The following is a 24529-nucleotide window of genomic DNA, read 5'->3' on the forward strand; positions in this document are numbered from 1 at the left end:
TCAGGTCTCCTGTTTCTTCAGCAGCAGCGCCGAGGCGCCCAGGATGACGGGAATGGCGATCAGCAGCGGCCAGAACGAGCCTTGCAGGTTGGAGAAGTCCAGGGCCTTGCTGAAGACGCCGCGGCTGATGGTCAGCATGTGCGTGGCGGGGTAGACCTGGCCGATCAGGCGGCCGGCGCCTTCCAGCGACGACACCGGGTTGAGCAGGCCGGCGAACTGCACCGCGGGCACCAGCGTGCCTATCATGGTGAAGAACAGCGCCGCGATCTGGCTGCGCGTGAAGGTGGAGGCCAAAAGGCCGATGGCGGTGGCCACCACGTTGTAGATCAGCGCGGCGGCAAGCAGGGTCAGGAAGCTGCCGGTGATGGGTACGCCGAACAGCGTCACGGCCAGCAACGTCATCAGCAGGAAATTCAGCATGGCCAGCGCCACGTAGGGCGCCTGCTTTCCCAGCAGGAATTCCAGCCGCGTCACGGGCGTGACGTACAGGTTGATGATGGAACCCAGCTCCTTTTCGCGCACCACCGCCAGCGCCGTCAGCATCGCCGGCATCATCAAGAGCAGCAGCGGAATTACGGCGGGCACCATGGCGGGCAGGCTGCGCACGTCCGGGTTGTAGCGAAAGCGCGTCTCTATGCCGACGGGCAGGGTCGCGTCCGCGCCCAGGCGTTCGCGCGCCTGCTGCATCAGCCAGCCCTGGTGCATGCCCAGCACATAGCCGCGAATGGTCTCGGCGCGCTGCGGCATGGCGCCGTCGATCCAGACGCCGATCTGCGCGCCGTTGCCGCGCTCCGCGTCGCGCGCGAAGCCTTGCGGAATCTCGATGGCCAGCGACAGTTCGCCGCTGCGCATGCGCGCATCCATCTCCTCGTAGCTCGAAATGGGCGCATGCTCGATGAAGTAGCGCGAACCCGCCAGGTTCAGGCTGTAGTTGTGGCTCAGGCCTGTCTGGTCGCGGTCCATCACCGCATAGCGCAGGTCCTCCACGTCCAGGCTGATGCCAAAGCCCATCACGAACATCAGCAGCAGCGACCCGGCCAGGGCCAGCGTGGCGCGCACCGGATCGCGGCGCAGTTCCAGCGATTCACGCCACATGTAACTCAGCATGCGCTGCAGGCTGAAGCCGCGGTGCTCCGGTGCTTCGGCCGGGCTGGACGCCAAGGCGGGAGCGGCCTGCGCGTCAGCGTCTTCCGGCTTGGTGCCGGCGCCCGCGTCGATCAGGTAGGCGATGAAAGCCTCTTCCAGCGTTTGCGCGCCGCGCATGCGCGTGATCTCGTCCGGAGATGCACTGACCAGCACCTTGCCCGCATGCATCAGCGACATGCGGTCGCAGCGCTGCGCCTCGTTCATGAAATGGGTGGAAATGAAGATGGTGACCTGGTCCTGCCGCGCCAGCGCGATCAGCAGCCGCCAGAAGTTGTCGCGCGCGACGGGGTCCACGCCCGAGGTCGGTTCGTCCAGGATCAGCAGTTCGGGCTTGTGCACCATGGCCACGGCCAGCGACAGGCGCTGGCGCACGCCCATGGGCAGGTTCTCGGGCAAGGTGTCCAGCACTTCGCCCAGGTCGAAGCGCTGCACCATCTCGTCCACGCGCGCGGGAATCTCGGCCTCCGGTACGTGGAACAGGCGCGCGTGCAGCACCAGGTTCTGCATCACGGTCAGTTCGCCGTACAGCGAAAACGCCTGCGACATGTAGCCCACGCGGCGGCGGGTATCGATGTTGCGCGGATCGACCTCGGCGCCGAACAGCCAGGCCTGTCCTTCGCTTGCCGGCAGCAGGCCGGTCAGCATTTTCATGGTGGTGGACTTGCCGCAGCCGTTCGATCCCAGGAAGCCGAAGATCTCGCCCTTGCGGATGCGGAAGTTGACGTGGTCCACCGCGACGAAGTCGCCGAAGCGCATGGTCAGGTCGCGCGCCTCGATGGCGATCTCGGCGTCCTCGTCGATGGCCAGCGGCACGATCTCCACCGGCTTGTGGCCGCGGCGCTTTTCTTCCGGCAGCAAGGCGATGAAGGCGGCTTCCAGCGAGTCCGCGCCGGTGCGCTGCTGCAGTTCGGCGGGCGTGCCGGTGGCCAGCACGCGGCCTTCGTCCATGGCGATCAGCCAGTCGAAGCGCTGCGCCTCGTCCATGTAGGCCGTGGCCACGATCACGCTCATGCCGCTGCGTTCGCGCCGGATCTCGTTGATCAGGTCCCAGAACTGCGCGCGCGCCAGCGGATCCACGCCGGTGGTCGGCTCGTCCAGGATCAGCAGGTCGGGGTCGTGGATCAGGGCGCAGCACAGCCCCAGCTTCTGCTTCATGCCGCCGGACAGCTTGCCGGCCGGGCGCGACAGGAAGGCCGACATGCCGGTGCTGCGCGTCAGGCTGTCGATGCGCCGACGGCGCTCGGCTTCGTCATGGCCGAACAGGCGGCCGAAGAACTGCAGGTTCTCTTCGACCGACAGGGTGGGATAGAGATTCTTGCCCAGGCCCTGCGGCATGTAGGCGATGCGCGGGCATACGTCGTCGCGGTGGCGGCGGCTGGCCATGTCGCCGTCCAGCACGTCCACCTTGCCTTCCTGCACCGCGCGCGAACCCGCGATCAAGGCCAGCAGGCTGGATTTGCCGACGCCGTCCGGGCCGATCAGCCCGACCATGCGGCCCGCGGGAATGTCCAGGGTGATGCCGTCCAGCGCCACCGTCTTGCCGTAGCGCAGGCTGACGCCGGACAGCGTCACCACGGGCGCGGTGTCCGGGGAGGCCATCAAGGCACCTTGACTTCAAGGTTGGCGGGCCATTGCGCGTCGGCATCGAGCTTCAGCCAGGCCACGCCCGGCAGGCCGGTCTTGACCTGCTTCAGGTGCCGCCGCAGCAGCTCGGGGCTGATCTGGGCCTTGACGCGGAACATCAGCTTCTGCCGTTCGCTGGCCGTTTCCACCGTCTTGGGCGTGAACTGCGCGGTGCTGGCCACGAAGGACACCTTGGCGGGGATGACGTATTGCGGCGCGGCGTCGAGGATGATGCGCACGTCCTGGCCCAGCGCCACGCGGCCGGCCGCCTGCTCGGGCAGGAAGAAGGTCATGTAGACATCGGTCAGGTCCACCATGTTCAGCACCTTGCCGCCCGCGCCCAGCACTTCGCCGGGCTGCGCCACGCGGTACTGCACGCGGCCGTCGCGCGGCGCGCGCAGCTCGCTGTCGGCAATGTCGGCCTCGATGCGGGCGATGGTGGCCAGTGCGGCGGTGACGGCGGATCGGGCGCCGACCTCGGCGGCGCGCGCGGCATCGATGGCGGCCTGCGCTGCCTTCACCTGCGCGCGCGCGGCGTGCACCGAGGCCTGCGCGCTGCGCACGCGGGCGCGGTCATCGTCCAGCTCCTGGATGGACGAGGCGCCTTCCTTGGATAGCGTCTCGGAACGGGCCAGGCGGCGGCGCGCGGCATCCAGCTCGCTTTCACGCTGCACCACCACGGCCTCGGCGGCCAGCTTGTCGCTTTCGCGTTGGGCGACCTGCGCGCTGGCGCTGGCGGCGCCGTTGACGGCCTGCTGGTGCTGGGCGCGCGCTTCCTCGCGCTGCGCTTGCAGGGTATCGATCTGCATGCGCGCCAGCGGCTGGCCGGCGGAGACGAAGTCGCCTTCGACCGCCAGCACTTCCTGCACCCGGCCGGCCAGCTTGGCGGCCACGTCGATTTCGGTGGCCTCGATGCGGCCGTTGCCGCTGATGAATCCTTCGCCCGGGCCGCGGTCGGACAGCAGCCGCCAGCCGTAGTAGCCGCCGGCGGCGACCGCCAGGGCGATCAGGACAGGGACCAGTTTTCGGGTAGGCAGGCGCATCGGGGATCCTTGGTTATTGGTTTATCGGGGGCTGGCGGCTGGGGCGGGAGTCGAGGCGGTCTGCGCCGCGGGCGCCGCTTGCGTGCCGCCGCCCAGCGCCGCGTACAGGCGGACGCGGCTGGACAGCAGGGCGCGGCGCGTCTGCGCGAGCTTCTGCTGGGCGGCCAGCAGATCGCGCTGCGCGTCCAGCACCTCCAGGTAAGGCGAGGCGCCATGGTCGTAGCGCAGTTGCGCAAGGCGGGCGCGTTCGCTCTGCGCCGCCACGGTGGCGCGCAGCACGTCCACCTGTTCGGCCAGCCAGTAGCGCGCGGACAGCGCGTCGGACACGTCCTTGAAGGCGGTCTGTATGGTCTGTTCGTAGGCGGCCACGGCCTGGTCTCGGCGCGCTTCGGTCAGGTCCAGGTTGGCCGAACGGCGGCCGGCATCGAAGATCGGCAGGCTGATGCTGGGCGCGAAGTTCCAGGCGCGGCTGCCGCCCGAGAACAGGCCGTCCAGCTCGCTGCTGGCAGTGCCGAACGCGCCGGTCAGGGTAATGGTCGGCAGGAAGGCGGCGCGGGCCGCGCCGATATTGGCGTTGGCGGCCTGGAGCTGATGCTCGGCGGCGACGATGTCGGGGCGGTTGACCAGCAGGTCCGAGGGCAGGCCCGCCGGCAGCTCGCGCATGACTGCGTCGTCATCCAGATGCGTGGGCAGCTTGGGCAGGTTCAACGGCGCGCCCACCAGCAGCTCCAGCGCGCTGGCCTGGGCGGCGCGGGTCTGTTCCAGGTCCGCGCCCAGCGCCTTGGCCTGCTGCCATAGCGTTTCGACCTGGGTCAGGTCCAGCTTGGAGATCGCGCCTTCCTCGAAGCGGCGGCGGAAGATGCGCAGCGACTCTTCGCGCGAGGCGATGGTCTCGCGGGTCAGCGCCAGGCGTTCGTCCAGTTCGCGCAGGGACAGGTAGCTGTCCGCCACTTCGGCGATCAGGCTCAGCGTCGCGGCCCGCGCGGCCGCATCGGAGGCCAGGTAGTTCTGCAAGGCGGCATCCTTCAGGCTGCGTACGCGGCCCCAGAAGTCCAGTTCCCAGCTGGCCATGCCCAGACCCACCTGGTATTGGCTGGAGACCAGCGGCTGTCCCGTGAGGTTCAGGTCGCCCGGCACGCGGGCGCGGGAGCCGTCCGCTTGCACGCCTATGGTGGGGAACTGGTCGGCGCGCTGGATGCCGTACAGCGCGCGCGCTTCTTCCACGCGCAGCAGGGCGCGGCGCAAGTCGCGGTTGTTGTCCAGAGCGGTGGATATCAGCGTCTGCAGCGCCGGATCGGGGAAGTAGGTCCGCCAGCCGATTTCGGCGGCTGCCGCGGCGTGGGCCGCTGTCGCTTCAGGCCCGGGGGTTGAATACGCGGCGGGCACGGGCAGGGCGGGGCGCTCGTAGTCGGGCGCCATGGACACGCAGCCGCTGGCCAGCAGCGTCAGCAGGGCTGCGGGAACGAGGCGCGTGGCGATCGTGGCCGGAAACGGGCGGAGTGTCATGCGGGGTCTCTCCAGCGCAGGGGCCGGGCGCGTCCCAGGGCAGGCTTGTGGTCGCCGCCTTCGGGGCGGACCCGATACCGGGTTCGTGCTTGCAGATATTGTGCAGTGCGGCGGCTGCGCATTCCTTGATCAGAATCAAAGTAGCGACTGACTGGTCGGTTTTTAATGAATTGCACATGTACAGGGAGCAGAGGGATGGTCATGCAGCGCCGTCGTCTTCCTCCGGCGGTGCGGGTCGGGCAGATCCTCGACGCCGCGCTGCAGGAGTTCTCGCAGGCGGGCTATGCCGGCGCCAGGATGGATGACATCGCGCTGCGCGCTGGCCTGTCCAAGGGCGGGCTCTATGCGCATTTCGAGAGCAAGGAAGCGGTCTTCGAAGCCCTGCTGGCGCGCCACCTGAGCCCCTCGCGGCTCGACATCGACGCGGTGGTGGATGGCGCGCAGTCGCCGCGCCATCTGGCCGAACGCATCGTCAACCATCTCTACGTCAGCCTCGGAAATCCGGCCATGATCAGCACCATGCGGCTGCTGTTGGCCGAAAGCGGGCGCGTGCCCCATCTGGCCGCGCGCTGGCGGCAGGAGACCGCGCAGGCGCATCAAACCGACATCGCGCGCCTGCTGGAGCGCGCACGCGACCGCGGTCTGTGCGCCGATTGCGTGGCGCTCAAGCATCCCTGGCTGCTGCTGTCGCCCATTGTTCATACGCTGGTCATGTCCGCGCTGATGGGCCCCGACGAGCGCATCGACCTGCCCGAACGGCGGCAGGCGCATGTGGCGCTGATCTGCGAACTTCTGCGCCAGGGACCCGCCTGACGGAGCGATACCGAGTTCCTTGACGCTGCGCCCGGCTTGGTGTCCTATCCAGAGTGGTCGCGCGGCGGCCATGCACGACCTACGCGGCGAGGTGACATGGCGACATCGGGAGTGACCGGCGACACACCGTCCTGGCGTTATCTGCCAGTGGCCCTGGCTTTGGTGCTACCCATCCTGGCCTGTGTCGGCTGGACCTGGCTGCAGGCGCACAACGCGCAGCGGCTCGAAGGCGAGACCGCCGCGCGCATCGTGCGCGCCCAGGCCGAGAGCATCCTCATCCAATCCCAGGACATGTTGGGGCGGGTGGCGGAACAGGCTGGCAAGCCTTGCGACGAGGTGCTGCCCATGCTGCAACGCTGGGGCGCCCTGAATCCGTATTTCCGTTCCCTGGTCCTGGTGCGCGACCAGCGCGTCTACTGCTCATCGGCGGTAGGCGCCGTGGACGCGTCGCTCGACGATTTCAGCAAATGGATAATCAACGTCGTGTCGGATCACTGGCAGATCTCGGTGGCTGGCACCCCCTTGGCGCCGGAGCGTCCGGCCATCCTGATAGGCAAGTCCGGCGCCGACGGCCATGGCGGCATCGTGGTGGTGGATGGCCGTTACGTGCAGGACCTGGTGAATGCCGTGGCCACCATGGACGACCTGCAGCTGGAATTGGTCGTCGGCAGGAACGGCGCGCCGATACGCAGCGATTCCTGGGGTGGCGCGGCGGCGCGCGCGGTGCCGCTGCGCGACGGGGACGACGCCACCGCGACGGGCCTCAGGGTCAACGTCCTGGCGCCGCCCGAAACCCTGGTGCGCGCGTGGTCGCGGTCCATGACGACGTATCTGCCGGTGGCGCTGCTGCTCGGGCTGGGCCTGGCCGTGGCCACGCACCGGCTGCAGGTCAGCAGGCGTTCGGTCAGGGAACGGCTGCGCCGCGCCATGGCGGCCGGCGAGTTCCTGGTGCACTACCAGCCCGTGTATGGGCAGGCCACGGGCCGCTGCGAGGGTGTGGAGGCGTTGATGCGCTGGCAGCGGCCGGGTATCGGGCCGGTACGTCCGGATGTCTTCATCGCCGAGGCCGAAGCCGAGGGCATGATCATTCCGCTGACCCAGCACCTGCTCACGCTGATCGAGCGCGACATGCGGACCTGGCCCACGCCGCCGGATTTCCACATCGGCGTGAACATCGCGGCCGAGCACTTGTCCAGCGCGGAACTGCTGTCCGACGTGCAGTCCTTTGCGGCCCAGGTCGCGGCGCGGCATCCGCTGGTGGTGCTGGAGATCACCGAACGCAGCTTGATCACGGACAACGGGCAGGCACGACGCAACATCGATGCCTTGCGCGCCCAGGGCCTGCGCGTGGCGATCGACGATTTCGGCACCGGCCACTGTTCGCTGTCGTACCTGCAGAAATTTCCGGTGGACTACCTGAAAGTCGACCAGGGCTTCGTGCAGGCCATCGGACCCGCGGGCGAAGAAGCGCCCGTGCTGGACGCCATCATCACGCTGGCGCATCGTCTGGGGCTGTCGGTCGTGGCGGAAGGCGTGGAAACGCCCTATCAATTCGACTACCTGAAGGCGCGCGGCGTGGCGTTCATCCAGGGCTATCTGTTCGCGCGGCCGATGCCGTCGGCCGAATTCGTGCGCTGGTACGCCGGGCATGAACAGCCCGGCGACGCATAGTCCTCAGGCAGCCTTGCCGTTGGGGGCGGCCTTGGCGAAGAACAGGTCGGTGATGCTCTGGCTGTCCATGGGCTCGCCATTGATGGCGCGGGCCAGCAGCTCGGCGCCCAGCAGTTGCACGGAGAACACCAGGTCGGGGTTCACCCGGCGGATCTTTTCCAGGTGCTTGCTGGTGTTGACCAGCGCGACCGTCTTGGCGCCGTTTTCACCGCAAGCTTCCTTTGCTGCCAGCACGATGAAGGCGTTCTCGGCGTCGTCGTCGCGCAGCGCCAGCACGTAGCGCGCGCGCGTCACGCCCGCGTTGTGCAGCACGTCCACGCTGGACGGGTCGCCTTCGATCAGGTCCGTGGCCGCCGGATATTCCTGCGGCACGCCGGGAGGCACGATGACGGTGACTTCGTCGCCGCGGCGGCGCAGGCCGTCGTAGACGCTCATGGCCAGGGGCGTCGCGCCCGCGATGATGATGTGGTTTTTGCGCATGGCGGTGGAGAACCTGCCTTTGACCAGCCGTTTCAGATTGCCGCCGATCACCGGCCCGGCGATCGCGCTGATGGAGGTGGCGAAGATGGTGATGCCCAGGATGATAATCGACGCGGTGAACAGCCGCGCGGTTCCGGTGTGCGGGGTGATGTCGCCATAACCGACCGTGGACATGGATACGATGGAGAAGTAGAGCGCGGTGGTGGCGTCCGTGATGGGCGGATTGAATTCGTTGCCCAGATAGAGCGTGCCGAAGACCGCGTAGATCAGCAGCGACAGCATGCTGACCAGGGCGAACAGCGAACCGGCGGTCACGCTGGCGCGGTCGAAGCGGCGCCAGTAGGCGATCAACGCGATGACGAGGACCAGCGTATAGATGCCCAGGCCGGCGCGGCCGCTGTCTCCCATGATGGCGAAGGTGCCCACGCCGATCAGCAGCACCAGCGAGAACGCCCAGGCGATGCGCGCCTTGAGGATCAGCCCCAGTGCAATGACCTGCAGCCCCACGCCCAACACCAGGCGCGGTATCTCCAGCAGGCCCACCACGCGCATGACCTCATGCCAGTTGTCGATGGCGAGCCAGAATCCGTACTCGCGCGCCCGCACCTCGCGCAGCACCGGATGCATGAAGGCATAGCCGTCCAGCGCCACCAGGATGGCCAGGCACCAGTTGGGCGGAAACAGCGCCAGCAGTTTGCGCAGGCGGTGCTTGAGAGGAACGGGCAGTGTGGGCATGGCGTTGGCGGGAACGGGTCCCAAGTCCTTTGCCGGCATTGTAGGGGGCGTGCCGCGCTATATCAGATATGTATGGAAGGCTATCAACAAAGAATTACTGGAAACCTGTCCGAGGTCCTAAACTTCGTGCATCAAGCGGCTATCCATGAGGAACGCCGCTGATAAGGGCGGGACGCCCGCTGTTTTAGCAAGCGGACGAATCGCCAGGCGTTGATCACGTTGCAGCCTGTGCAGGGACTAGAGACCCGGCCCAGGTTCACGGTCTGACCGTACGTGAGTATGAGGCACGAATGTTGGAATCGCGTGATCCAGGTAGTAGGCATCAGTGCCGGCTGATGACTCCAGGCTCACGTGTTGTTTTAGCGCGGCGTCTTAGCCTTTCGAGGCAGCGCCGCGTTTTTTTCGTCCAGGCCCGTTGCGGGCCGGACCTCAGATGGACGCGTTCGCGTCCGCCGTTTCGCGGCGCCAGTCGCCCTGGGCCTCCAGGCGGCTTTCTTCCCCGGTTATCCGAAAATCCAGGTCCAGCGCGATGTCCGCTGCGAACATGTAGCCCCAGCCGTGCACGGCGCGGATCGGCAGCGTCATCTGGTTGGCTGTCGCCTTGCGCCGCAAGCGGCTGATCATGACGTCCACGAAACGGCGCCGCGAGATGCCGCTGTCGGTGTCGTCCGCGCCGTCCGCGTAGAAGGCATCGCGGCTGACCTTGCGGTCGGGCGCGTTCACCAGCCGCGACAGGAAGTCGCGCTCGCCGGTGGTCAGCCCCAGCGTGCGGCCCGCGGGGCTGATCAGGGTCCAGCCCTTGTTCGCAAGGCGCCAGGTGTCGTGCGCGGATTCATCCGGCGTGTGTCCGTCGGATGCGGAGTCCGCGCCGTCCAGGCCGACCGCGCGGCGCACCAGCGCCTGCAGCGCCGCCGCCAGCTCCAGCCCGGATACGTCCGGCGGCAGGCAGGCATCCGCGCCGCAGAGCAACGTGCGGATGCGGCTTTCGGCATCGGCGAATGCGGCGATGGCGACAATGCCCAGGCCGCGGTCCACGGCGCGCAGCCGGACTGCGGCATTGTGGATGTCGGGCAGCGGCGCCTTCAGCACTACCAGCGGGCAGGGGCGGCGCGAGTATCTGTCGTAGACGTCGGCCAGGTCGTGGCAGCGGCGCACGTTGAAACCCAGGTGCGAGAGGGCTTCGATGAGTCCCGCATGCCGCGCGTCGTCGTGACCCAGAAATATGACATCCAGCGTGTTGTTCATTGATGCTTCCAATGAGGAGACCGGCCTGGGCGGCTGTGCCTGATGCCTAGGCGTGGCGCTGCGTGTCATGCCTGTCTCCCTGTGCTGCGCGCCGAGGCGCGAGAGCGCCGGGCGGTGTTGTTCGGATGGGCGCGAGGCCGGGGGGATTGCCCCTGGTTTCGTGCTTATGCCGATGGCCGCCCATGCTTCGATGCTGCTTGGAAGTCACGCCCGTGTTTCATTTAAACACGGGCGTGTTTTTTTGTGAAGATACGTTTCTGTAGTTTCTGACAGTAACAGAAAGCGTGAGGGCTGCGCTATGGAAACGCTTGAAATACTGTTTGTTTTGTGACGTGCGTGTTAACGCATTATGTATCGCCGATACATTATTTTCGATTTTCAACGCGTGAAACGCCATAAACTCGCCAGGCTTTTGCCCCTGCAGTGCGCTTGCAGGCCGAGGGGCGCCACCGCGCCGTGATACTGGTTGGCCTATGCAAGCCAATGATAGATATGGTCTTTTTGATGGCGCCTCGGCCTTCTGCCAGGCGCTTGGAACCGGCTTGATGCGTGCGCAGGCGGCCGCAAGGCGCGATTTACGGATTAGCCCCGCAATTGGGGCGCAATCCGTTTATTTGGCGCCAGTATTGAGATGTTTTAATCAAAAAATAAATTCTTATTAATGTCTCAGGTTGATCGATTGGACACGTTTAGCCATCGTCTGCGCAACGCAAGAATGCTTCAGGGATGGACTCAAAAGGACTTGGCGGTCGCAAGCAACCTGTCGCAAAGCGCTATCGGCAACTACGAGAGCGGGCAGCGCCGGCGGCCGTCCAGCGACGCCCTCATCAAGCTGACCCGTGCGCTATGCGTCAATCCCATGTGGCTCAGCACCGGCGAAGGGCCGATGCTGAACCCGGAGCCGGGCGCCATCCAGGCGGGCGCGGAGCGTGTGGCGCTCCCTGCCGCCTGGCCGTTCGAATCCATCTCCTATGCCACCTATGCGCGCCTGAGTTCCCAGGAAAAGCGGCAGATCGAACAAGTGCTGGCCGCCTACATCAAGGCACGCGGCGAATAGACCCGAGGGGCTGCGCGGGGGCGCCAGCGGGGCGCCGCCTGGCGTCGGACGCAGGCGCTGGATCGCGGTCGTCGGTGCGCAGGCGGCTGCGCAGGCGTTCGATGGGGTCCGCAATCACGCTGTTGAGCAGGGCCGAGAATGCGATGGTGCTCGTGATCACCAGGGCCATGAACAGCAGCGGCTGATCCAGATGCGCTTCTTCAAGCAGCCACTTGAAGAACATGATCACCAGCGAATGGCAGATGTAGATCGGGTAGCTCAACTCGCCTATCGCCTTGTCGAGCCTGTGGCGCGACTGGAACAGGAAGGCCAGCGGCAGCAACGCCGCGAACAGCAGCACGGCCAGACCGTCGCGCACATTGTGGTTCATGGCGATCGAGAAATGCAGCACACAGTAGGCCGCCAGCACGGCCGTGCCGATTTCCGGCAGGCGCTTGATCCGCTGCGTCCAGGCCTTGTAGCGCGGCAACAGCACCTGATGCGACAGCGAACCGAGCAGGAACAGAGCGAGTTCCGTCGGGAAGAACCGATACGTCCAGGGATCGCTCAAGCCTATGCCCGTGGCGATCAGCACGCCGCGCAACGCCAGCGATGCGGCCAGCAATGCCAGCAGCCGGCGCGGCGAATGCAGGATGAAGGGAGCGACCAGATAGAAGCTCATCTCCACGCCCAGCGTCCATGCCTGCGGCACCAGCAGTCCTTCGTAAAGCGGAACTTCGCTGTGCGCGAAGCTGCCGGTGAACTTCAGCGCTGAATGTTCGATGCCGAAGAACATCAGCCAGTCCTGGCCCATGATGAAAATGTTGGAGAGCACCAGGAACAGCTCGGCGCTGAAGGGCAGCGCGTCGTAGATGCGGAAGAATGCGCCGCCGCTCATCACGTGCGCAGCCAGCGTCAGCGCCGCAACGGCAAGATAGATCGGGAACAGCCGCAGGAAGCGGTTTGCATAGAACTTGCCCACCGCGCCTTGATAGTGGTCGGTGGCGGTGAGTACATAGGAAATCAGGAAGCCTGAAATGACGTAGAACAGCTGTACCGCGAGACGGCCGCCCACCAGATGATCGGTGGCGCCTGCGCCCAGATGGTCCAGCACCACCGACAATGCCAACAAGGTTCTCAAAAAGCCCATCGCCGTGTCTCCCCGGATTGATCTTATTCTTGGCCCCCGTGAGGAGCCGGACACCTGCGCCTGCGGTCGTTGCGATCGGCTTCCGCGCTTGCATGCCGGCCTGGCACGGATGGCGATCTGTACTGATTCTGCGCGTCGATGTGCGCCGCCGCCATGGGGCGTTCGATGCAGCAAGGCCATGCAATTGGAGCGTGGTCCCGCAACGCCGTGCTGCTTTTGGATACCGCTTATGGGCTGAGAACACGCATGCGGGACCACAAGGCCGGTTACAGTCGAGGGATGTGTAATTGATGGAGTCCCGTACATGTCCAAGCTCTTGTCCACGCGCTGCCGCCTGATTGCCCCGGCTCTGCTGGCCGCAGCCCTGGCGGGTTGCGCCGGATCGACTGGCGGCGCGCGCCCGCAAGGCGCGGCTGCGGCCAACGCCGCCAGCAGCGCGGATTCGCTGGCCCAGACCAGTTGGGAACTGGTGCGTTGGACCCAGGCGGGCGGCGCGCTGCGCGACATTCCCCATGGCGACAACGGCGAACCCGTGCGCCTGACGTTCCTGGCGCAAGGCAAGCAGTACCGCGTCAATGGCTTTTCCGGCTGCAATCGCTACATGGGCACCTACAAGCTCGAAGGCGGCAAGCTCTACATCGACGCCCCAGCCGCCACGCGCATGGCCTGCCCCGCGCCGGAACGCGCCCGTCTCGAGGCGGACTATCTGCGCGGCCTGGCGTCCATCGACACGTTCACGCTGGACAACGGCGGCGCGCCGCGGCACCTGACCTTCAATCTGCGCGGCGGCGACGTGCTGGAGTTCGCGCGGCGCCAGGATCCGCCCACCCCCTGACGCGGCCGGCGGGGCGCGCATCAAAGAGTGTTAAGCCGTGAATAACGGTGCCGGGGCAAGCCTACAATGGCGTGGTCCGGCCCGCCTCCTTGCGCGGGCGCTGCATTCCTCGCTTTTCCCCGGGAGATTCTCATGCCCTTTTCCGCGTCTTTGCGCTGGCTGGCGCCTTGCCTGTTGTCCATCGGCCTGGCCGCCTGCTCCGCGCCGCCTCAGCGCGCCGCGGATGGCCAGGATCCGCGCTTCCAGCCCGCTTCCGCATCCGACATGCTGGCGCAGACCAGTTGGGACCTGGCGCGCTGGACCTTGCCGGGCGGCGGCTTGCGGCAGATTCCGCATCCGTCCTCCAATTCGCGTCCGCTTACGGCGAGCTTCATCCATGACCAGGGCTCGCCGCGTATCTCCGGTTTCTCCGGCTGCAACCAGTACAACGGTTCCTACACCGTCGCCAACGGCTTGCTGATCGTGCAGGGACGTCCGGTGTCGACCAGGATGGCCTGCGCGCCGCAGAACATGAAGCTGGAGCAGGATTTCCTGGCCGCGCTCACCAGCATCACCGCCTCGTCGGTGGACAACGCCAACAATCCGCAGCGCATGACCTGGGTGCTCAGCTCGGGCGACCGGCTGGACTTCGGGCGTCGCACCGACCCCATCGCGGGCGGCCAGCAGGGGCCGACCAAGCTGGTCTACGTGAACTCGGAGCGCGTGCCTTGCACCGCCGGCGCGGGCCGCGCCATGTGCTACCAGGTGCGCGACAGCGCCGGGCAGCCCTGGCAGCTCTGGTACGGCGAAATCACGGGCTTCAACTTCCAGCCTGGCGTGCGTTACCGCCTGCGCGTGGTCGAGGTCCGCAACCCGAATCCGCCGGCCGATGCGTCGACGGTGCAATGGGTGCTGGACGCGGTAGTCGAGCAGGAAATCGTCAATCGTTGAGCGGGATCAAGCGGGGCGGCGGGTGGTAAAAACCGCCCAGCGTTTACTATTACGCCTTTCGTCGCCCGCTTTTTTTCCGCTTTTCCATGACTTCCGTCGTCAATATCGCCGCTTACAAATTCGTTTCGCTGGATGCCCTGCCCGAGTTGCGCGCCCGCCTTCTGGACGAGGCCGGCCAGGCCGCGCTCAAGGGCACCATCCTGTTGGCCGAAGAGGGCATCAATCTGTTCCTGGCGGGGTCGGCGGATGGCATAGACGCGTTTCTGCGCACGCTGCGCGCCGATCCGCGCTTCGCCGACCTGGAAGTCAAGTTCAGCCATAGCGCGGCAGTGCCGTTCCGCAAGCTGCTGGTGAAGATCAAGCGCGAGATCATCCGCATGGATCATCCGGCGATCCGCCCGGAAGCGGGCCGCGCGCCCGGCGTCGATGCGAAGACGCTGGCGCGTTGGCTGGAGGCCGGCGTGGACGACGCCGGACGGCCCGTGGTCATGCTGGATACGCGCAACGCTTTCGAGGTCGACGAGGGCACCTTCACGAACGCCATCGACTGGCGCATCGAACGCTTCACCCAGTTTCCCGCTGCGGTACAGGCGCACCGCGCCGAGCTGGAAGGCAAGACCGTGGTCAGCTTCTGCACCGGCGGCATCCGCTGCGAAAAGGCCGCGATCTACATGAACGAGGCCGGCATCGAACACGTCTACCAGCTCGACGGCGGCATCCTCAAGTACTTCGAGGAAACCGGCGGTCCCGGCTATGACGGCAAATGCTTCGTCTTCGATGAGCGCATTTCGCTGGATCCGGCGCTGGCGCCCAGCAAGGCATGATGTACCGCGCTCAATGACAAAAAGCCCGCCGATTTGAACTGGCGGGCTTTTTGCATTCAGCGGGGCGCGGGATCAGCGCACGCGCATGCCGGGCTTGGCGCCGGGGAACGGTTCCAGCACGTAGATGCCGGCGTCCACGGACTCATCCGCATGGCTGGCGGCCAGCACCATGCCTTCGGATACGCCGAACTTCATCTTGCGCGGGGCCAGATTGGCCACCAGGACGGTCAGCTTGCCGATCAGGTCTTCCGGCTTGTAGGCGGACTTGATGCCCGAGAACACGTTGCGGTGGCGGCCTTCGCCCGCGTCCAGCGTCAGGCGCAGCAGCTTGGTCGAGCCTTCCACGTGTTCGCAATTGACGATCTGCGCGATGCGCAGGTCGACGCGCGCGAAGTCGTCGATGGAGATGGTCTCGGCGATGGGCTCGCCGCCAGGCACCACCACGGGGGCGGCGGGCGGCTCGAACAGGTCTTCCAGCATCTGCGGTTCGACGCGCTGCATCAGGTGCTTGAAGGGCGCCACGCGCTGCGGCAGCACGGCGGCATCGGCCCAGGTGAAGGGCGCCTGCGCGCCGAACAATTCCAGGGCCACGCGTTCGGCCAGTTCGGGCAAGACCGGGGCCAGCATCACGGACAGCGCCTTGAAGCCCGCCAGCGAGCGCGAGCAGATGTCCTGCAGGGCGGCCTTCTGCGCGTCATCGGCGGTGGCGATGCCCTTGGCCAGCACCCAGGGCTGGGCGGTGTCGAACGCCTGGTTGATGCGATCGGCGTAGGCCATGATTTCGCGGATGGCGCGGTTGTATTCGCGCGCCTCGAACGCGGCGCGGATGGACTCCGCCTGTTCGGCGTACTCCGCGGCCAGCGCCGAGGTGTCGCCCGAATAGCCGAGGACTCCATCGAAATGCTTGGTGATGAAGCTGGCGGCGCGGCTGGCGATGTTGACGTACTTGCCGATCAGGTCGCTGTTGACGCGGGCGATGAAGTCCTCGGGGTTGAAGTCCATGTCTTCGACCCGGGCGTTCAGCTTGGCGGCGATGTAGTAGCGCATCCATTCGGCGTTCATGCCGAGTTCCAGGTAGCGCAGCGGCGAAATGCCGGTGCCGCGGCTTTTGGACATCTTTTCGCCGCTGACAGTGATGAAGCCGTGCACGTTCACGGCGTCAGGCGTCTTGCGCCCGGCGAACTTCAGCATCGCGGGCCAGAACAGCGCGTGGAAATACACGATGTCCTTGCCGATGAAGTGGACCTGTTCGGTGGGGCCGGCAGGATCGAGCAGCGCGTCGAAGTCCATGCCCTTGACCGCGCAATACGACTTCAGCGAGGCCAGGTAGCCCACGGGCGCATCCAGCCAGACGTAGAAGTACTTGCCCGGCGCATCCGGGATCTCGATGCCGAAGTAGGGCGCGTCGCGGGAAATGTCCCAGTCGCCCAGCTTGGCCTCGCCATCGTCCGAGCCCAGCCATTCGCGCGTCTTGGCCAGCATCTCAGGCTGCAGGTGCTTGCCGCCGGCGGCGTTGGAGCCGGTGGTCCATTGCTGCAGGAATTCCACGCAGCGCGGATCGGACAGCTTGAAGAAGAAGTGGTCCGAGGACTTCAGCACCGGCGTGGCGCCGGTCAGGGCCGAGTACGGGTTGATCAGCTCGGTGGGCGCGTAGACCGCGCCGCAGACCTCGCAGGAATCACCGTACTGGTCCTTGGCGTGGCACTTGGGGCATTCGCCCTTGATGTAGCGGTCGGCCAGGAACATGCCCTTGACCGGATCGTAGAACTGCTCGATGGAGCGGGTTTCGATCAGGTCCTGGGCCTTGAGCGCGCGGTAGATGTCCTGCGACAGCGCGACGTTCTCGGCCGAATCGGTCGAGTGCCAGTGGTCGAAGCGGATGTGGAAGCCGTTCAGGTACTGCGGGCGCTCGGCGGCGTAGCGCGCCACCAGGGCCTGCGGTGTGATGCCTTCCTTTTCCGCCTTCAGCATGATCGGCGCGCCGTGCGCGTCGTCCGCACCCACGAAGTGCACCGTGTGGCCCGCCATTCGCATCGAACGAACCCAGATATCGGCCTGGATGTACTCCATGATGTGGCCGATGTGGAAAGATCCGTTGGCGTAGGGCAGCGCTGTGGTGACAAAAAGGGTGCGAGACATGGTTGTCTTTGGAGGTTGAGGGAAAAAAGGGGTAGGCCGGCCATTTTAGGGCAACCGCGCAGACTTGCCGGACAGCGGCCCATCAATGGCTCAACCCGCCCTTCGCGGCAGGCGAATCAGGCGGGTTGCGAAAGAATGCGGGAATGGGCGCCGATACAGGGGAGCCGGCCGTCCGGCAATTCCGCCGTGCGGACGCACAAACCCATGGCCCGCTTGCGCCGCGCGCGGCGCAGGCATGCGGGAAAGCCGCCGTCAGCGGATTTCGCGGGCTTCGACGTCGATCACGTCGCCGCGCGGCTGCGTGGCGAAGGGGGCGGTGGCGGACTGGAACGGTCCCGGGCGGGCGCCTTGGCGCTGGCTCCAATAGGCGCGCACGCCGAAAGGTTTGCCGCGCACCTTGGCGACCACGTACAGGATCGCCACGGCGATCGCCGTGGAAAGCATGAACACCAGCGCCATCGCCATGCCGATCAAGGCCAGGGCGGCGAATAGGACGGCACGAAAGAAGCGGATAAGTGTGTTGGTCATGAAGATCGGATGCAAAACGCAGGGAAAGGTTCCCGGGTATCCGCTATCCTTTAGGGGATGGCGGGCCGCAGAAGCCGCGCTGCCTACGGAACCATAGTGACATGAGTATAACGATAGAACAAATTCGCGCCGCGCTGCGCGCCGCGCAGGACCCGAATACCGGTATGGATTTGGGTGTTTCTGTAAAAGATCGTGACATCAAGCTGGAAGGCGGACGGGTTTCGCTGGCGCTGGAGCTGGGGTATCCCGCCGACGCCGCGCGCGCCCAGGTCCGCGACATCGCCGTGGCGGCGCTGGCCGCGGCCGGCGTGGCCGATGCCCAGGTCGAGGTGAGCTGGAAGGTCGCCGCCCATGCGGTGCAGAAAGGCCTGAAGCCCTTGCCCAATGTGCGCAACATTATTGCAGTGGCATCTGGCAAGGGCGGCGTGGGCAAGAGCACCACGGCCGTGAACCTGGCCCTGGCCCTGGCGGCGGAAGGCGCCAAGGTGGGCGTGCTGGACGCCGACATCTACGGCCCCAGCGTGCCGACCATGCTGGGTATCTCGGGCCGTCCCGAAAGCCTGGACAACAAGAGCATGGAGCCGCTCACGGGCCACGGCCTGCAGGCCAACTCCATCGGCTTCCTGATCGACGCCGACTCGCCCGCCATCTGGCGCGGCCCGATGGTGACGCAGGCGCTGGAGCAACTGCTGCGCCAGACCAATTGGCGCGACCTCGATTACCTGATCGTCGACATGCCTCCCGGCACGGGCGACGTGGCGCTGACCCTGGCGCAGAAGGTGCCGGTAGTGGGCGCCGTCATTGTCACCACGCCGCAGGACGTGGCGCTGCTGGACGCGCGCAAGGGCTTGCGCATGTTCCAGAAGGTTGAGGTGCCGATCCTGGGCGTGGTCGAGAACATGGCCATCCACATCTGCTCGCAATGCGGCCATGCCGAGCATATCTTCGGCGAGGGCGGCGGCCAGCGCATGGCCGAGCAATACCAAACGCCCTGGCTGGGCAGCCTGCCGCTGACCCTGGCGATCCGCGAACAGACCGATGCTGGCTCGCCGACCGTGGTGTCGGATCCGGACAGCGAAGCCGCGGCGCTGTACCGCGGCATTGCCCGCAAGCTGGCGGCTGGCGTGGCGGCGCTTCCCCGCGACATGGCTGGGAAATTCCCGTCCATCGTCGTGCAGCAACCGACCTGACGCATGCGGTGGGCAGCCCGCGCCTTCTTGGCAGGACTTGTGGTGATGACGGGCGAGGCATTGGCCAAGCGCCCGGAAATCATTGTGGACCCCGGCGGCGTGCCGCCGGCCGCCCTGCAGGCGATTACCGAAGCCGTCGATGCGATCGCGCGGCTGGCGGAGGACCAGGACGGCGGTGAAATCAACCGCCTGCGCCGGCGCGCGCGCGACGCGACGCTGGCGGCCCTGGCCACCCAGGGCTATTTCTCGCCCACCGTGAAGCTCGAGGCCGGCACCGATATCGGCGGAGAAACCTGGGACATCAGCATCGTCTCGGGCAAGCGCACCACCGTCGCATCCGTGGACCTGAATTTCACCGGCCGCATTACCCGGCCCGAGTTCGCTGCCCGGGTGCAGAAGCTGCGCGACGACTGGCAGTTGAAGACGGGCCAGCCCTTCATCAACAGCGACTGGAACAAAGCCAAGTCGAGCCTGCTGGACGCGGTGTCATCGCGCGACTTCATGCTGGCGCGCATGACCGCGTCGCAGGCGGAAATCGAGGCCGATACGGCGTCGGCCGCCCTGCGCGTCACGATAGACAGCGGTCCCCAGGTCCGCATGGGCGAACTCACCACCGAAGGCCTGAAGCGGGTGCCCGAGAAGCTGGTGGAGCGCTATGTGCGCTACTCGCCGGGCGCTGCCTATGACCAGGACAAGCTGGACACCTGGCAGCAGGACCTGCAATCGACCGCGTTCTTCCGCGGCGCGTTCGTATCGCTGGAGCAGCCGGGCCAGGCGCAGCCGACGCCTGGACCCAACGCCGACCGCGCACGCGCGCCGGGCTCGACCGATCTGGCCGCCTCCACGCCGGCAGGAGATCCTTCCGTGTCCGGCGGCATGCCGCCGCCAGCGCCCGCCTACGACTCGAACGGCGAAGTGACCTTGCCGGTGCAGGTGCGGGTGGTGGAAGCGCCGCCCAAGCGGTTCACCGGCTCGATAGGCGTGGACGACGAGGCCGGCCTGCGCGTGGAATCGCTGTACCGGCAGAACGTGGTCTTTGGCCAGCCGCTCACCATGGAGACGGGCTTCAGCGTGGACCGGTTGCAGCAGCGCGTCTACGCGGACTTCCTGTTGCCGCCGAATCAGCGCGGCTACAAGGATTCGTTCGGTGTGCTGTACGACCACTCCGACATCCAGGGGCTGGATGTGACGCGCTACGCGTTGGGCGCGACGCGCCTGCAGGAGCGCAAGGGCGCGGGCAACAGCCGGGTCGAATACGAAACCCGCTGGGGCCTGCTGCTGGCGGAGGATCACGTGAAGATCGACGGCGGCGACCAATACAAGCTGCCGACCCTGACCGCCACGGCCGAATGGCTGCGCCGCGATGTGGACAACAAGTACGACCCGCGTGAAGGCAATCTGATCGCGGTGGGCGGCGGCGTGGGCGTGACGCTGGACTCCGGCGAACCCTATACCCGCGCCCGGCTGCGGGCCCAGAAATGGTGGCCCATCGGCAAGCTGGACGTGCTGACCGTGCGTGGCGAAGTCGGCCGGGTGTGGTCCAACAGCAAGGTGCGGGTGCCGGACGATTTCGGTTTCCGCACCGGCGGCGCGCGTTCGATCCGCGGCTACAAGTACCAGAGCATAGGCGTGCAGCAGGATGACGCCGTGGTGGGCGCGCCCACGCTGCTGGTCGGCAGCATCGAGTACGACCACTATTTCAATGAGCGCTGGGGCATGGGCGTGTTCGTGGACGCGGGCGACGCCGCGGAATCGTTCGGCGACATGTCGATGGCGGTGGGCTACGGCGTAGGCGCCCGCGTGCGCACGCCGGCCGGGCCCTTGTTCCTGGATGTGGCCTACGGCCAGCGCGACCGCGACCTGCGTCTGCACTTTTCCTTGGGGATCGCGTTTTGAAGGGCCTGCGCAAATTCCTGCGCCATGTGCTGGTGTGGTGGTTGCCTGGCCTGGCCATGCTGGCTGTGCTGGCCGGCGGATTCCTGTTTTGGCTGGTCGGCTCGCAGAACGGCACGCGGCTGCTCCTGACCACGGCCGCCCAGCAACTGAACGGCCAGGCGCTGGACGTGAGCGGTTCGCTGCTGCGTGGCGTGTCGGTGGGCAAGCTGGACCTGGACGCGGGCGGCACCCGCGTCGACATCACGGACCTGCATCTCGACGTGAACTGGCGCGCCCTGGGCGACCGCCTGCTGCACGTGCGCGATGTCTCGGCGGGTTCGGTGTACATCGGCCTGGCCGCGTCGTCCGAGACGACGCCGGCGGAGGACAACGGCGAGCCGTTCTCGTTGCCCGAACTGCCGGTGGACATCGCCGTGGACCGGCTGGCGCTGGGCGACTTCCAGCTGGAACAGGACGGCGCGCCCTTGCCCGTGACCCTGGGCAATCTGGACGCCACCTTTGCCGCGGGCAAGCAGGGCGCGCAGCTACGCATCGCCAGCCTGAGGGTGGGACACGAGGCTGCGCAAGCGGACATCTCCGGGCAGGCCGAGCTGCAAGGCATGGCCGATCCGTGGCCGTTCGCCGCTCGCCTGGACGTGACCGCGCGCGGGACCGGCCCCGATTCTCCGCTGTGCGAAGCCGACAAGCTGAGCGGCGTGTATGAGCGTCAGGCGGGCGCTGCCAGGAAGCCGGAACCCAAGCCAGCCGCCAAGACCGACCCCAAAGCCGAATCGAAGGACGAATCCAAAGCCGGGGCCAAGGCGGATCCCAAGGCCGCGCCTTCCGAGCCGCCCCGGCCCGCCTGCCAGGTGGTGCTGCGCGCCGATGCCGCCGGTTCCCTGGATGGTATCCAGGCCAAGGTGGACGGCGAGGGCTCCGGCCTGCTGCTGGACTTGACCGCCGACCTGGCTCCGCGCACGGCGCTGGTGCTGCGCAGCGCCCGGGCGCAGGCGCAATTGCCAGACAAATCGACCCTGACCGCGCAGCTCGACCTGCAATCCGATACCACGCAAGGCTCGGGCCGCGACCGCATCGCGGGCACGATAAGCGCCCAGCGCCTGGACCTGTCGCCCTGGCTGGGCAAGGATATTCCGCCTGCGGTGCTGACCGTGCGCGGCGACGTGCAAGCCGACATCGAGAACCTGAGCCAGCTGCGTCATGCCGCGGTCGATCTGCGCTTCGAAGAGGGCACGCGCTGGAACAAGCAGCCCCTGACCGGCGCGCTCAAGGCCCAGGTGGATATCGCGGCGGCGACCGATAGCGGGGGACCCGCCGCCGCGCCGAACGCCGCCGCTGCGCCCGAGGCCGATCCTCTGGCCGGGCTGCGCATCCACGGCCTGGACGTGGACCTGAAGCTGGGCCGCAACCGAGTTCAGGCCAAGGGAGAGCTGGACGCCAAGGACGGCGCGCTGTCGCTGGACGCCCAGGCGCCCCAGCTCGACGCGTTCTGGCCGGGCATTCCCGGCGGCGCGGAATTGAAGGGCAAGCTGACGGGCACGCCGGCTGCGCATCGCGGCGAGCTTGCGGCCGGCTACACGCCGCCCAAGCCGCGCGCGGGCGTACTGGGCGAGGCGCCCGCCAAGGCCAACATCGTTTTTACCGGCGCCTGGGGCAAGGGGCCTGCGGGCACGCCGGATGCCGCTCTGCCGGGATGGCGCGGCACGTTTTCGCGGCTGACGGCCGAGACCGCCGGCTTCGCAGTGGCCGTGGACCGGCCGGTCACGCTGGCTTTCGTGCCGTCCGCCGTGGAACCGCAATGGCAGTGGCAGGTGGGGCAGACGGCGCTGAGCCTGACCCTGCCCGGCAAGGAACGCGTGGTCCTGGCGCACCAGGGGTCGCGGGGCGGCGGCAAGCGTTGGGAAACGGCCGGGCAGGCCGACAACCTGGTGATCACGGCCGCCATGGCGCGCCAGGTGATAGGCGCCGTCGATCCCGAGGCTGCGGCCAAGCTGGGCAAGCGGCCCGGCCGCGTGAACGCGATGGTGCCCGAGGGCCAGCGCCGCATCGCGCTGGACGTGTTGTGGGACCTGAAGTTCGACGGCCGGCTGGGCGGCCGCGCGCGCATCGCGCGCCGCGAGGGCGACCTGCTGATACCGGGCGATCCTCCCATTCCGCTTGGCCTGAAGGCGCTGGTGCTGGACCTGACCGCCACGCCGACCTCCGCCAATGCCAGCCGCCTGGACGCCAAGGTCAACCTGGCCACCGATAAGATGGGCCTTATCAACGGCACCGGCACCGCCGTGCTGGTGGTGGACGCCAAGGGCGGCATGGCGCTGGACCCGCGCCAGCCGCTGCGCGCCAAGCTGGACGCCGATATCGCCGACCTGGCCTGGGTCGGCCTGTTCGTGGGCGACTCGATGGAAGTCGGCGGCACGGTCAAGGCCAATCTGGAAGCCCAGGGCACCCTGGCGGGCAAATGGTCGGCCAGCGGCAACATCCGCGGCGACAAGCTGCGCGTGGTGCGCATCGACGACGGCGTGCGGCTGATCGACGGCACTTTGTCCGCGCGCCTGGAGGGCGACCGGGTGGTGCTGGAAAGCCTGCGCTTCCCGGCTTCGCTGCGGGTGATGCCGGCCGAATGGCGCACCAAGGAGTGGATCACCACCAATCCCGAGGCCAAGGGCGGCTACGCCGAGGCCAAGGGACAATGGAATTTCATCGACGGCGGCGGCGATATCCGGCTGACCCTGTACCGCTTCCCGGCGCTGCAGCGCTCGGACCGCTACGCCATGGTTTCCGGGGTCATCGACGTGAAGGCTGCCATGCCGCGCATCGACATCGTGGGCGACCTGAAGGCGGACGCGGGCTGGTTCAGCCTGGAAATCCTGCAGGGCGTGCCGTCGCTGGACGACGACGTCAAGGTGCGCCGCCCGGGCGACGACCCTGGCACGGTCTCCACGCCGCTGCAGACCAGCATGAACCTGAAGTTCGACATGGGGCCGCGCTTCTACATCACCGGCATGGGGCTGGACGCCGGCCTGCTGGGCTCCATCCAGATCATGCTGAACGATGGGCGCCTGACCGGCGTGGGCGCGCTGCGCACCCGCGGCGGCGGCATCGAGGCCTACGGCCAGAAGCTGCGCCTGAGCCGCGGCACGCTGACCTTCCAGGGCCGTCTGGACAACCCCTTGCTGGATATCGAGGCGCTGCGCACAGGCGAACAGGTCGAGGCGGGCGTCAAGGTGGTCGGCACGGCGCAGCGGCCGCGCATCGATCTGGTGTCGTACCCGGACGTCAGCGACGTGGAAAAGCTGTCCTGGCTGCTGCTGGGCCGAGGTCCTGACGAAAGCGGCGGCGACGCGGCGCTGCTGATGTCGGTGGGTACCGCGCTGCTGGGCGGCGGGCAGCCGTTCTACAAGCAGTTCGGGTTGGACGACGTCAGCATCAAGACGGGCAACATCGGCAGCTCCGGCAGCATCCTGCCGGACCGCACGGTGGCCGGCGACGTCAACCGGGACAGCGACAGCCAGCTGGCCACGCAATTCCTGGTGGCCAGCAAGACCTTCGCCAACGGCATCACGCTGAGCGTGGAGCAGGCGCTTTCCGGCACCGACACCGTGGGCCGGGCCAGCTACCGGCTGGCGCGCGGCCTGTCGGTGGACCTGAAGGGCGGGGCGGTCAACGGCATCGCGCTGGTCTACCGGACCTTCTGGGGGAACTGAGGCGGAATCGGGCGGGACGCACGGTCCCGCCCGGCCCC

17 protein-coding genes are annotated in these 24529 nt (G+C 67.1%); 9 read left to right on the top strand and 8 right to left on the bottom strand.

Annotation, left to right across the window (positions count from 1 at the left end; genetic code table 11):
* Genes rbbA through NGK62_RS15935 form a run of 3 tightly spaced genes read right to left on the bottom strand, consistent with a single transcriptional unit; the run spans window position 1 to window position 5318 of the window.
* A complete protein-coding gene (gene rbbA / locus NGK62_RS15925; RefSeq protein ID WP_059371290.1) occupies window positions 1-2745 on the bottom strand; it encodes a ribosome-associated ATPase/putative transporter RbbA in 2745 nt (914 codons plus the stop codon).
* A complete protein-coding gene (locus tag NGK62_RS15930) occupies window positions 2745-3812 on the bottom strand; it encodes an HlyD family secretion protein (protein ID WP_059371291.1) in 1068 nt (355 codons plus the stop codon). Before NGK62_RS15930 ends, rbbA begins: the two co-directional genes overlap by 1 nt.
* A gap of 21 nt (window positions 3813-3833) precedes the next feature.
* Window positions 3834-5318 carry an efflux transporter outer membrane subunit gene (locus NGK62_RS15935; RefSeq protein WP_059371292.1) on the bottom strand — a complete coding sequence of 495 codons (1485 nt, stop codon included), beginning with the start codon at window positions 5316-5318 and terminating at the stop codon, window positions 3834-3836.
* Window positions 5319-5513: 195 nt separating this feature from the next.
* Between NGK62_RS15935 and NGK62_RS15940 the strand changes: the two genes are divergently transcribed.
* Both NGK62_RS15940 and NGK62_RS15945 read left to right on the top strand, forming a co-directional pair.
* Window positions 5514-6131 carry a TetR/AcrR family transcriptional regulator gene (locus NGK62_RS15940; RefSeq protein WP_059371293.1) on the top strand — a complete coding sequence of 206 codons (618 nt, stop codon included), beginning with the start codon at window positions 5514-5516 and terminating at the stop codon, window positions 6129-6131.
* Between the two features lie 96 nt (window positions 6132-6227).
* Entirely contained in the window at window positions 6228-7802 is a 1575-nt protein-coding gene (locus NGK62_RS15945) for an EAL domain-containing protein (RefSeq protein ID WP_118931397.1), read from the top strand.
* A gap of 3 nt (window positions 7803-7805) precedes the next feature.
* Here the strand turns inward: NGK62_RS15945 and kch are convergent, their stop codons facing one another.
* A complete protein-coding gene (kch, locus tag NGK62_RS15950) occupies window positions 7806-9017 on the bottom strand; it encodes a voltage-gated potassium channel protein (protein WP_054452010.1) in 1212 nt (403 codons plus the stop codon).
* Window positions 9018-9446: 429 nt separating this feature from the next.
* Window positions 9447-10262, bottom strand: a complete 816-nt coding sequence (locus NGK62_RS15955) for a response regulator transcription factor (protein ID WP_251879156.1) — start codon at window positions 10260-10262, stop codon at window positions 9447-9449.
* Between the two features lie 661 nt (window positions 10263-10923).
* Between NGK62_RS15955 and NGK62_RS15960 the strand changes: the two genes are divergently transcribed.
* A complete protein-coding gene (locus NGK62_RS15960; protein WP_118931395.1) occupies window positions 10924-11319 on the top strand; it encodes a helix-turn-helix domain-containing protein in 396 nt (131 codons plus the stop codon).
* Here the strand turns inward: NGK62_RS15960 and NGK62_RS15965 are convergent.
* A complete protein-coding gene (locus tag NGK62_RS15965) occupies window positions 11300-12448 on the bottom strand; it encodes an acyltransferase family protein (RefSeq protein ID WP_059371297.1) in 1149 nt (382 codons plus the stop codon). The genes NGK62_RS15960 and NGK62_RS15965 overlap by 20 nt on opposite strands.
* A 304-nt stretch (window positions 12449-12752) precedes the next feature.
* Between NGK62_RS15965 and NGK62_RS15970 the strand changes: the two genes are divergently transcribed.
* The 3 genes from NGK62_RS15970 to NGK62_RS15980 all read left to right on the top strand — a co-directional run bounded on the left by NGK62_RS15970 (window position 12753) and on the right by NGK62_RS15980 (window position 15037).
* A complete protein-coding gene (locus tag NGK62_RS15970) occupies window positions 12753-13283 on the top strand; it encodes an META domain-containing protein (RefSeq protein ID WP_054452006.1) in 531 nt (176 codons plus the stop codon).
* A 132-nt stretch (window positions 13284-13415) separates the two neighbouring features.
* Window positions 13416-14213 (top strand): META and DUF4377 domain-containing protein, encoded by a 798-nt coding sequence (locus NGK62_RS15975; protein WP_118931394.1) that lies wholly within the window; start codon window positions 13416-13418, stop codon window positions 14211-14213.
* 86 nt (window positions 14214-14299) lie between these two features.
* A complete protein-coding gene (locus tag NGK62_RS15980) occupies window positions 14300-15037 on the top strand; it encodes a sulfurtransferase (RefSeq protein WP_059371300.1) in 738 nt (245 codons plus the stop codon).
* 72 nt (window positions 15038-15109) lie between these two features.
* Here NGK62_RS15980 and metG read toward each other — a convergent pair whose 3' ends face one another.
* The gene (metG, locus tag NGK62_RS15985; RefSeq protein ID WP_059371301.1) at window positions 15110-17176 is read right to left on the bottom strand and encodes a methionine--tRNA ligase; all 2067 of its coding nucleotides are present in this window, start codon (window positions 17174-17176) and stop codon (window positions 15110-15112) included.
* A 252-nt stretch (window positions 17177-17428) separates the two neighbouring features.
* Window positions 17429-17704: a hypothetical protein gene (locus tag NGK62_RS15990; protein ID WP_006226181.1), complete on the bottom strand. Its 276-nt coding sequence runs from the start codon at window positions 17702-17704 to the stop codon at window positions 17429-17431.
* A gap of 101 nt (window positions 17705-17805) precedes the next feature.
* Here NGK62_RS15990 and apbC point away from each other — a divergent pair, with 101 nt between their 5' ends.
* The 3 genes from apbC to NGK62_RS16005 are packed head-to-tail and all read left to right on the top strand — an operon-like array spanning window position 17806 to window position 24491.
* Window positions 17806-18894 (top strand): iron-sulfur cluster carrier protein ApbC, encoded by a 1089-nt coding sequence (gene apbC, locus NGK62_RS15995; protein WP_251879158.1) that lies wholly within the window; start codon window positions 17806-17808, stop codon window positions 18892-18894.
* Between the two features lie 3 nt (window positions 18895-18897).
* Window positions 18898-20790 carry an autotransporter assembly complex protein TamA gene (locus tag NGK62_RS16000; RefSeq protein ID WP_118931393.1) on the top strand — a complete coding sequence of 631 codons (1893 nt, stop codon included), beginning with the start codon at window positions 18898-18900 and terminating at the stop codon, window positions 20788-20790.
* A 56-nt stretch (window positions 20791-20846) separates the two neighbouring features.
* Window positions 20847-24491, top strand: coding sequence for a translocation/assembly module TamB domain-containing protein (locus NGK62_RS16005; protein ID WP_251879602.1), 3645 nt, complete (start codon window positions 20847-20849; stop codon window positions 24489-24491).
* Window positions 24492-24529: the final 38 nt, after the last annotated feature.

Source organism: Achromobacter sp. Marseille-Q4954, assembly GCF_943737025.1.
Taxonomy (GTDB): domain Bacteria; phylum Pseudomonadota; class Gammaproteobacteria; order Burkholderiales; family Burkholderiaceae_B; genus Achromobacter; species Achromobacter bronchisepticus_A.